The sequence below is a fragment of the Chitinophaga sp. genome (assembly GCF_036569125.1).
In the GTDB taxonomy this organism is placed as follows: Bacteria; Bacteroidota; Bacteroidia; order Chitinophagales; family Chitinophagaceae; genus Chitinophaga.
The window spans coordinates 1-7,106 of record NZ_DATCRF010000330.1; the positions used below are offsets into that span (position 1 = coordinate 1).

Here is a 7,106-nt window from a genome sequence, read left to right on the forward strand (position 1 = left end):
GCTCTGGACCATCCGCCACCAGTTTGATGATATTAAGAATATGGAGGACTACCTCTATAAAATGGTGCGCAACAAAGTGCTGGATGTGCTGCGCCAGCTGGCCAAAGACCGTAAGCTGCGGGCTGAATATTTCAATGATCACCAGTGGGAGGAATCCCGCACCTATGAAACCATCATAGCAAAGGAGTATGCCTTTGCCCTTTCAGAAGCCATTAACCAGCTGCCGCCCCAGCGCCGCATTATTTACCAGCTAAGCCAGGTAGAAGGCCGCAGCCGTAATGAAATTGCCCGCGAGCTGGCCATTTCCCCCTCTACCGTAAAGAACCAGCTCACCGCCGCGCTCACCTACCTCCGTAAAGTAGTAGCCGGGCAAATAAAGCTTTTTTAAATTTTTTTCCATCCCGATAGGACATCCCCCTTTTTCAAACGTCACATATGTGAGAAATGAAATAGGAAGTAAGCATCTGCCTCTGATTTCATTAATCTTATCTCAGATTGCTGATCTAAGAAAAAATCATATTACTTGGACAAGGAGCATTTCAAATACCTGTTTAGATTATACGTTTCCGGGAAGTGTACTCCGCAGGAACGGGACGAATTTTTTGACCTGCTGGAAGTGCATAAGGAGGATGAGACCATCATCTCCTTAATGGACGGGCTTTACAGCGAGATCAGGAAGGAAACGCCCTCTGCTTCTTATGTAAACAACCAGGGCCGGATGGACCTTGCCGGTACAACGCACCAACAGGAGAAAGTGCGGCCCTTACGTTCGCGGTTTAAAACCTATACATGGGCCGCAGCTGCAGCCTTGCTTTTATTAATAACAGCAGGAGGCTGGCTGCTTACCCGCCGGCATACGGCTGCTCCTTTGGCCGCTGGCACTGCAGCCGGTAATAAGGTGGAGGTAGTATCTGCCTTTACCAGCATCCGTACCGGCAACCATGAGAAAAAGATCATTGTATTAACAGATAGCACCCGTATTGTGCTGAATGGCGCTACAGAGCTGCGTTACCCGGACCATTTTGATCCGGAAAAACGGGAAGTGTACCTGGAAGGGGAAGCTTTTTTTGAAGTATCCAATGCCGCTGCCTGGCCTTTTGTGATCCATTCATCCGGCGGCATGTCTACCACGGTATTGGGAACCTCCTTTAATATCAAAGCCTACCCGGATCGCCGCCAGGCCATTGTTTCCGTGGTAACAGGCAAGGTAAGGATCACAAAAAATGAAAAAGATATCTCTATACTTATAAAGGGACAGGAGCTGCGCATGACTATGCAAACCGGCGCAGCAGAACAACGCAATACCGGCGGAACCACCATCGCCGGCTGGCAAACAGGCGATATCAGCTTTAACGACGAAACACTGGAAGATATACTGAAGGATCTCCAGATCTTTTACGGGGTGAATATAAGGATCAGCAATGCCGGGTTGGCCAACCTGGTTATCACAACAGGATTTAAGAAGAACACATCCATTGAGAATGCGCTGGATGTAGTATGTGAACTGGCAAACGCCCGGTACACAAAGAACAATGAAGGCTATGTAGTTTACTGACCACACACATTTTAATCAACCAACTAGAGTACGAGATGACAAAAAAGATTGTTACTGTGCTAATGGCAGTGTTATGCCTGGGCTATTCCCTTACTTATGCACAACAGAATGAAGCTACGGTTACGCTTCACCTGGATAACACTACGGTTAAAGAGGTGCTGCGCCAGATGCAGCAGCAAACGGGAAAATATTTCGGCTACCAGTCAAAGGACCTGGAAGGCCTTCCCCGCCTGCAGTTTGAGTGTGTTAACCAGCCGTTGAGCGAAGCATTAAAACAGCTGCTCAATAACACCGGCCTCACTTTTATTGTAAAGGGCAATAATGTGCTGATAAAAAAAAGCATGGAAAAGCCCGCCGGCGCCCGGCAAATAGAGGTCACGGTTACGAATATAGGTACACGGGCCGTTAGCGGCCGTGTTACCAATGCTGAGCAGCAGGGCATACCCGCTGTATCTATCCTGGGGCTGGAATCGAAGAAAATGGCTTTTACCAATGATAACGGCGAATATTTTATACAGATCCCGGACGATGAATCCATGCTGTCATTTTCAAGCGTTGGTTTTGAGAGTAGGAATGTGATGCTGGATGCCGGTAAAACCTATAATGTAACCTTAAAGGAAAGGGTAGGTACGCTGAAACAGGTAGAGGTAGTATCCACCGGCTATGTGAACCTGCCCAAAGAGCGCGCCACCGGCTCATTTGGCGTGGTAACGGCGAAAGACCTGGAAAAGATCCCGGTACCCAATGTGATCAACCGGCTGGAAGGGCAGGTGCCCGGCGTGCAGCTGAACCTCACGGAATCAGATAACAGTTTTGTGTATGGTAACCTGCGGGGCGAGGTGGAAGGCAACGGCAGCTATGCCGTAACCATCCGCGGCATTTCAAGCATGAGCACCGATGTAAACAGGAAGCCCCTGCTGGTGATAGACGGCTTTCCTACGGAGCAGGATATACGAACCATTAACCCGGCGGATGTGGAGCAGATCACTTTTCTGAAAGATGCTGCTGCCGCCTCTATCTGGGGCGCACGCGCCTCTGCCGGTGTAATTGTGATCACCACCAAAAAAGGGAAGATCAATGATGGCGCGCCGCATATTTCTTTTTCTGCCGGCGTAGGATTTAACGGCAAGCCCCGGCTTTCCTCACTTCCTTTAATGAATGCTGCGCAGATGATCGATTATGAGCAGGAGCTGGTAGATAAAAGAATGATCACAGACCCGAGGAATACCTATCCCGCCAACCAACGCCCGATCAGCCAGGCAGTAGACTGGATGTTCCGTTTAAAGCGGGGAGAGGTCACCCAGGCACAGGAAGATTCTGCCTTTGCCGTTCTAAGGGGCCGCGATTCCAGGCAGCAGGTGAGTAAATACCTGTTACGCCCGGCATCTACCCAGCATTATGATCTGAACATCAACGGAGGCACTAACCGGCATACCTATTTTGTATCCGGCGCCTATGACCGGGAAAATACCAGCGCTAAAAAAACGGCCGGCGAAAGAATGACCCTGTCTGTAAACCAGGACTTCAAATTTTTCAGGAATATTACTTTGTCCGCCAACCTGCGCGGCAGCTGGTTCCGCTACACTTCCGGCGATCCCGGGGCCAGCATATACCAACGTTCTGCCAACCCGCTCATGCCGTATGACCAGCTGGTAGATGATAACGGCAACAGGGTATCCTATTCACGCGCCTATTACTCCGGCCGGCTCGATCAGCTGGAAGCACAGGGCTATATGCCCTGGCGTATGAACTACCTGGATGAGCTGGACATACTGGATAATACCATCAATGAAAGCAATTACGCCGCCACCCTGGGGCTGAACATTCCTATTTATAAAGGACTGTCATTTACCACCCAGTATATGGTGGAGCGTTCCATTTCCAACGGCAAAAATTTTCATAGCGACAGCAGCTATTATACCCGCGATATAGTGAATGCCGCCACCTCCATTGGCAGCGATGGTAAGCTGGTGTACGGCATACCAACCGGCGGTATTATGGAGCTGCAGGACTATTCCAAGAATAACTACAGCCTGCGCGGTCAATTGAACTTTGACCGCAATTTTAATGGTAAGCACCAGGTGAATGCATTGGCTGGTATGGAAGCACGGCAAACCATTGAAAACATGAACGGCGGCCGTTATTACGGGTACAACCCGCAAACGCAGTTCAGCAAGCCGGTTGATTATGTTACGCCCTATACAACCGTAGATGGCTACCTGTATAATGTAATGAACGGGCAAAGCTACTCATCGCAGCGCCGGCGTTACCTTTCCTACCTGGGCAATTTTTCATACACGTATTCAGGTAAGTACACCTTATCCGGCAGCGCGCGTTATGATGATTATAACAACTTTGGGCTCGACAAGAAATTCCGTGCAAGGCCTTTCTGGTCCACAGGTTTAGCCTGGGCATTATCCAAAGAGGATTTTATGCAAAGCGCTGCCTGGCTCAATAACCTTACCATCCGCGCCACTTATGGTATTAATGGTAATATCAGCACCAATGCTTTGCCATATGACCAGCTTTATTTAACAACTTACTATCAGGCTCCCTTTCAGCCTTATGCCGGCATCCTCACACCCGCCAATCCTGCGCTGCGCTGGGAGCAAACAGGCGTATATAACATTGGCATGGATTACGGCATGTTTAACAACCGCCTGAACGGCAGCCTGGAATTTTATTACAAGAAAGGCACCGACCTGTTTGCCTTTTTCCCGATAGATAATACGCTGGGCTTTGATAATCTTACACGCAACACCTCTACCCTGAATGGTAAAGGGATAGACCTGGCGCTGGGCGGCTCAATCATCCGTAAAAAAGATTTTGAATGGTCGGCCAGGCTGGTATTTTCCTACAACACCAATAAGGTAACAGATGCGCGGTATAACGTTACCAATTCACTGCTGCAAAGCGGAGGCCCCGGAGGTCCCATTAAGGATCTGCCTACAGATTACCTGATGGTATTCCGCTACGCGGGATTGGATAAGAACGGCAGCCCGCTGGTCATTGGCGGTAAAGGCGATACGCTGAATATTTACCAGTCGCCCAAAGATATCAGCGATCTTAAAAATGCAGGCCGCCTGGCCCCGCCTTATTTTGGCAGCTTTACACAAACCATCCGTTATAAAGGGCTTACCCTGTTCATTATGGCTACCTATAAATTAGGTTATGTTTTCCAGCGGCCCGTGCCCAGTGAATATCCAGGCAGGTACGGCTTTCTGAACTATGACTACAATAACCTGATGGCGCAGCGCTGGCGTAAACCCGGTGATGAGGCCTTTACCAATGTACCGGGCCTGCTGGGCAATGGTATTACCGGGCAGGTAAGATATGCCAATGCAGACATCAATGTGCTGCCCGGCGATCATATCAGGCTGCGGGAAGTATCCCTGAGCTATGAGCTGCCTGCCTCCCTGTACCGCGGCCTGCCTTTTAAGAACATTACGTTTTCAGGAGCTGCCAGGAACCTGGCAATATTATGGGCCAAGAACAGCGACGGCATTGATCCTGATTTTCCGCCAACCATCAGGAACCTGAAGCTGCCGCCTTCTGCCTCCTATAATTTTTCCCTGAACATTGGTTTCTGATCTTACCATAAAACGCAGTTAAATGAAACCGGGCATGAGACATTTTCTCACACAGAGGCATGTTAATGCGAGGTTCCATCTGACCCCTAAAAAAAGTCAGATCGACGAAGGAGATCCATTGAGGCAAATAAGAAGACAGATAACTACGAGATAAATATTAACAGATGACACGTAACAATATATTCTTTCTGATGATGATGACCGCCGCCCTGGTAACAGGCTGCAGCAAGTACACCGATATAAAAACAGAAGGGGCGCTTACGCCGGGCGATTATATCAACTTCCGTTACCTGATGAATAGTCCGGACCTGGAACGGTCGGCTGATATGCCGGACATGACCTCCGATGACATACAGTATAAAGACACCGGTATGCAGCAAAGCCTTTCCAATGAATACCGCAATGCCTATATGTGGGCCGCGCAGTATTATGATGCGCTTGCCCCGGATCAGGACTGGCGTGTATTATATGCCACCAACTATAGCTGTAACCTGGTGATACGGGATGTAATGGGCAGCAATGGCGGCACCGTGCAGCTGAAAAGCGAGGTGCTGGCAGAAGCGCGTGTACACCGCGCCTATGATTACTTTATGCTGGTGAACATGTATGGCAAACAATATAATGAAAGCACACAGGCCACTGACCTGGGTGTGCCTTTGGTATTGCAACCGGATGTAGCGGAAGCAGCAGTACGCGGTACGGTGAAAGAAGCATATGACAATATTTTGCAGGACCTGCAGGCAGCCATACCTGCGTTACCGGAAAAGAGCAGCTATAACATCTATCCATCCAAAGCAGCTGCCTATGCTATACTGGCAAAGGTGTACCTGCAAATGGGCCGTTATAAGGATGCCGGTGGGTATGCAGATAGTGCGCTGACCATTCAGCATACCTTACTGAACCTGCCCACCCTCAGCAGCTACCCGCAGCGTACGGATAATCCCGAGATCATTCTTTCCAAAACAGCCGGCAGCAGCCATGCGTATTCCGCCCGGCAGGTGTTAAGTGATGAGCTGCTGGCCTTATACGATCCGAAGGATCTCAGGTACAGCTATTTTACCCAGGACTATACACAGGGTAGTAACGTATACCGGGTATACGCCAAAGAGAATGTAAGCGGCAGTAACCGTAATATTGGCCCCTCTGTTCCGGAAATGCTGCTAATAAAAGCAGAATGCCAGGCAAGGGCCGGAGAGGCCGGCAATGCTATGAATACGGTAAATACGTTAAGGGCTGCCCGCTTCACCGCTGCGGATTATACCCCGCTTAGCGCTACCAGTGCCGATGATGCGCTGCAGAAAGTATTGCAGGAAAGAAGGCGGGAGCTTTGCTTTAGCTGCGCACGCTGGTTTGATCAGAAACGGCTTTTCACAGACAGCCGTTTTGCAAAAGACATTACACGCACCAACCTGCTTACCGGTGAAACATTCACCCTAAGCCCCGGCAGCAACCGCTATTTATTTCCAATACCGCAGTATAATATCCAACTGAATCCGGCGCTGGTACAAAACCCGAGATAGCAATAATCATAGAGCAAAATATAAAGTGATCCGCAGATGAATAAGTTACAAATGGCCCTGGCAGCGCCTTTAATATTGCTGGCAGGTGTGGCAGGCGCGCAGCACGCTACGAAATTCTACCCCGAAAGACCCATCGCAGGCGATTCCATTACCATTTCCTATAACCCGGACAGTACCACGCTGAAAGGCCTGGCGCCGGTAAGCGGCGTACTCTGGTTATACCGGAATAACAATTGGGAAACGCACGACCTGAACATGCAGATGACCGATTCCGGCTGGGTAGCAAAATATTTATTGCCGGACAACGCTGCATTCATGGTTTCCAATTTTACAGCAAATGGTATTACAGATAAAGGCGGAAAGCTGACCTATGCCGCATTGATCTCAGACAAGAACGGCCGGCAAATGCCTACCGCTTATGCTGCCTGGGCATTCCTGCGC

The 7,106-nt window shown here is 49.5% G+C and carries 5 protein-coding genes; all 5 read left to right on the forward strand.

What is annotated here, in order from left to right:
* Positions 1-388 (forward strand): sigma-70 family RNA polymerase sigma factor (locus VIM87_RS12190; protein ID WP_331997259.1); only part of this gene is annotated, 388 nt, incomplete at its 5' end.
* A gap of 135 nt (positions 389-523) precedes the next feature.
* Entirely contained in the window at positions 524-1,555 is a 1,032-nt protein-coding gene (locus tag VIM87_RS12195; protein WP_331997260.1) for a FecR family protein, read from the forward strand.
* Positions 1,556-1,590: 35 nt separating this feature from the next.
* Positions 1,591-5,145, forward strand: a complete 3,555-nt coding sequence (locus VIM87_RS12200; protein WP_331997261.1) for a SusC/RagA family TonB-linked outer membrane protein — start codon at positions 1,591-1,593, stop codon at positions 5,143-5,145.
* Positions 5,146-5,309: 164 nt separating this feature from the next.
* The gene (locus tag VIM87_RS12205) at positions 5,310-6,665 is read left to right on the forward strand and encodes a RagB/SusD family nutrient uptake outer membrane protein (protein WP_331997262.1); all 1,356 of its coding nucleotides are present in this window, start codon (positions 5,310-5,312) and stop codon (positions 6,663-6,665) included.
* A 36-nt stretch (positions 6,666-6,701) separates the two neighbouring features.
* Positions 6,702-7,106, forward strand: a 405-nt coding sequence (locus tag VIM87_RS12210; protein ID WP_331997263.1) for a hypothetical protein, incomplete at its 3' end; no start/stop codon positions are given.